At 77.7% G+C, this 3,789-nt stretch carries 2 protein-coding genes; both read right to left on the reverse strand.

Annotated features, from left to right (window positions below):
- Positions 1-113: 113 nt before the first annotated feature.
- Positions 114-1,025, reverse strand: a complete 912-nt coding sequence (locus ACFXA3_RS38110) for a RimK family alpha-L-glutamate ligase (RefSeq protein WP_385195174.1) — start codon at positions 1,023-1,025, stop codon at positions 114-116.
- A 129-nt stretch (positions 1,026-1,154) separates the two neighbouring features.
- On the reverse strand, positions 1,155-3,789 hold a 2,635-nt coding region (locus ACFXA3_RS38115; RefSeq protein WP_385195177.1), incomplete at its 5' end, for a hypothetical protein.

Genomic DNA, 3,789 nt, shown 5'->3' on the forward strand with positions numbered 1-3,789 from the left:
CCCGCCCGCCGCCCCGGTATCCCGCGACTCCACCCGGTGCCCGGCGGCTTCGAGCAGCGCCGCCGCGGCGGCCAGCAGCGGATGGCCGGGCTCCGGCGTGACCAGGCAGACCCTCACAGGGCCACCTCCCCGGCCCGCGCGGCCGTGGCCCCCTGCGCCGGGATCGACACCGGCAGGCCCTGGGCCCGGGGGTGGCAGCCGGCCGCCGTCGCGCTGCCCGCGCCCGCCAGATCCAGGACGGCCCGCGCCACCCGGGCCGCCGCGTCCGGGACCTGACGGAAGCTCGGGAAGTCGTTCACGTCCACCACGACCGGCCCGTCGGGGCCCAGCAGCACGTCCACGCCGTACAGGTCGAGCCCGTACACCGCACCCACCTGCGCGGCGATCGCCGCGACCTCGGCCGACAGCGGCACCCGCCGCTCCCGCACCGCCGGATCGGGGTGCAGCGGCGAGCAGCGCTCGGTGGCGAACAGCTCGCCGCCGACCGCGTACACCTTGATGTCGGTGCCCGAGTTGGCCACGTAGGGCTGCGCGATGAGCATGTGCTCGCCCGCCAGCGCCGGGAGCACCGCTTCGAGCCCGGCGGGCGACGACACCAGGTGCACGGCCCGCCCGGAGCTGCCGTCCGCGGGCTTGACGACGAGCGGGTACTCCGCCGCCGGAATCTCCCGCAGCAGTTCCGGCTGCGCCGCGGCGTACGTCGGCGGCATCGGGAGCCCCCGGGTCCGTCCGATGGCCGCGGCCAGCGCCTTGTCCCGGACGCCCCGGATCGAGCGGGCGTCGTTGACGGTCGTCATGCCGGCCGCGGCCGCGGCTTCGAGCAGGGTCAGCCCCGGACCGCCCGACACGGTCTTGAGCACCCAGGCGTCGTGCGTGCCCGAGGCCACGGCCTCATTCATCCGCAGCAGCGAACCGCCGGGCCGCACGACGTCCACCCGGTGCCCCCACGCCGTCAGTTGCCGGATCACCTCGTTCGGCATGCCGTCGTGGCGGTAGTGCTCCTCCACCAGGAAGCAGAGCCTCATCGACCTTCCCCATATTTCCCGGACGTCCGCCGATTCCGCCCGGCGAGTTGTGACGTCACAGGATGTCATGGACCGCAATGTGATGATCGGTCCGGATGGGGTGTGGGTCTCCGGGCCGCCGGACGGCCGTCACTCGTGGTGCGTGACCGCCCCGAGTGCTGCGTCCCGTACCTCCGTCTCCGCGTGCCGCCTCAGCTCCCGCAGCATCGCCCGCCACTGCGGCGGCCAGCCCAGGCGCCGCCCCACGGCCGTGGTGAGCGCGACCGCGAACAGGCCCGGCACCCGGGCCCCGTCCCCCGCGAGGGCGCGTACGGCCTCCAGGACCACCTCCGGGTCCCCCACCCGGTCGCCGTGCAGGTTCCCGTCGCGCAGGGCGTTCGCCGTCGCGACCGCCAGCCCGGGCCGGCCCTCGTGGGCGGCCACGAGATCGTCCAGCGCCGCCCGCAGCACCGGAAGCTCGGCGCGCAGGTCGACCGCACGCCGCAGCAGCGCCACGCGGGTCGTGGCCAGGGCCGGTTCGCCGGCGAGCTGCCGTACCAGGCCCGCGCGCAGCACGTGGTGCTCCGGGGCGAGGTTCTGGCAGAGGAACCGGACCCGCTGGAGGGCCGGCAGGTCCCGCTCGGGCTCGGCCTCCGGGTCGTCACCGGACCGTACGACGGCCAGCAGCTCCTCCACGGCAGCGTGGAACTGACTGCCGGGCCCACCGCCGCCGACCGGGTGCGGCAGCCGTGAACCGGCGATCTTCTCCAGCGCCGTCGCCGCGGCCTTCCACCCCGGGTGCGGTGCCAGGTCGCAGACCGCCAGCCGTACGGGATCGGCCGCCTCGGGCGCGTAGGCGACCCAGCCCGGCAGCGCGGCGATCGCCCGGTCGGCCACGGTCCGGTGCCCGGAGGCGGCGAGGAGCGCCACCAGGCGGGCGTAGCGCGGCCGGTGGCGGTCCGCCACCCGCAGCGGCTGGACGAGCACGAGGACCGTCCCCGCCTCCTCGGTACCGCTCGCCGCGGCCGTCTCCAGCAGGTCCCAGACCTCCCCGGTCTCCAGCAGCCCGATCGCGAGGCCCACGGCGGCGGTCACCACGTCGGGATGGCCGTCCGGGTCCCCGGCGATCCGTCCCAGCAGCGCCGCGGCCCGCCGGGCCGGCAGGAACCGCACGGTCAGCCGGGCCGCCTCCTTGCGGCTGGTCACCTTGACGCCCGAGGACGACCCCGACAGCGCGTCCAGCAACTCCGCGAGCCGGGACGGCCGGGTGCCCGCAGCGGCCCGACCGGCGGCGTACACCGCGACGCGCGCGTGGTCGTCGCCCGCGTGCGCGAGCAGTTCGGGCAGGAACACGGCCGGTTCCGCCGTCCGGGCCGACGCGGCGAGCGCGGTCTGCGCGAGCAGCGTGTCCGCCGAACGCGCGTGCCGCCGTACGAGCTCCGGCCCGTGGTCGGGGATCCGCGCGGCGCCCCGCAGGACGGCGGCCCGCTCGTACACCGCCCCGGACCCGTCCTCGACGGCTACCTCGGCCAGCCAGGCGGCCTCCTCCTGCTGGCGCGGTGTCCAGCGGTCCGCCCGGTCGAAGCGGGGGAGCGGCCGTGCGGCGCCCTCGCGCAGGAACCGGCCGTACGGCGGGCGCGGGGCGAGCACGCGGTCCAGGAGATCGGTGCGGTGCGCCGACAGCACCTCCAGCACGGGCTCCAGCGCGACCGCCGACGGCTCCTGCTCCAGCACCTCGGCCACCCGCGCGCGGCGCGTCGCCGGGTCCGCGAGCCAGATCCGGACGAGCTGCGGGAACAGCGCGTCGGTGCACCGCCGGCGGGCCTCGTCGAGCATCCGCCGGAGCTCCGGCACACGGCGGCCGCGGTCCCCGAGGCAGTCAGCGAGCGCGACCAGCGGCTGGTGGTCGTCCTTGGCCGCGCGAACCTCCAGCCAGGGCCGCAGGGCGTCGAAGACGAGCCGTTCCCGGCCACGCGGCAGATCGCCCCGCGGCGCGGCGAACGCGAGGCGCCCGGTGCGGACGGTGACCTCGTGGAGGGTGCGCAGCGCCCAGTCGAGCGGTGCGGGGCCCGCCGCCGGGCTCTCCAGTACGCCCTGCACCAGCCGCAGCAGGGCCCGGCGCGTCTCGGCGGAGCAGTCCGGGGCCTCCAGCGCGTCCGCCGCGATCCGGTCCAGGCAGGCGACCGACGCCCCGGGGGCCAGCAGCGGCACCGGCACCGCGGCCAGCGCCCCGAGTGCGGCGCAGCGCACGGGGTCGCGGTCGTTGCGCAGCCGGCCCGTCATCAGTGCGAGCACCTCGCCCAGCGCCGCGGCGTCGCGTGCGCGGACCGCGTTCTCGACGAGCCGGACCCAGCCCGCCCGGCGGATGTCGGCGTCGGAACGCCGTGTCGCGGCCACGAGTTCCGGCCGGGCCTCCTCGACCGGAAGGCGGGAGACCGCTTCGAGCAGCCGGTCGGCCGGCCACGCGTCGCGGCGGGCGCGGTCCGCACGGCGCCGCTCCTCGGCCCGGCGGCGCTCGCGCGGGAGCACGGCCAGGACGGCGTCGGGGATCAGCCCGTCGGGAGTGGGCGCGTGCTCGGTGACGGCGTCGTGGAACGCCTCGCGCCGCTCCCGGGGCAGTTCCTTCACCAGCGCGGCCAGGTACCCGGGATGGCCCGCCCAGCGGCGGCCGAGGGCGGGCAGGGACGGCGGATCGGCCCGGACGAGCCGCCGCCGCACCCGCGGGGGGGGGGGGCGGTGCAGGGGGCCCCCCCCCCCGGCCGCAGCGGGCGGCCCCCCCCCCACA

This window comes from Streptomyces sp. NPDC059456, from assembly GCF_042750055.1.
Classification (GTDB): Bacteria; Actinomycetota; Actinomycetes; order Streptomycetales; family Streptomycetaceae; genus Streptomyces.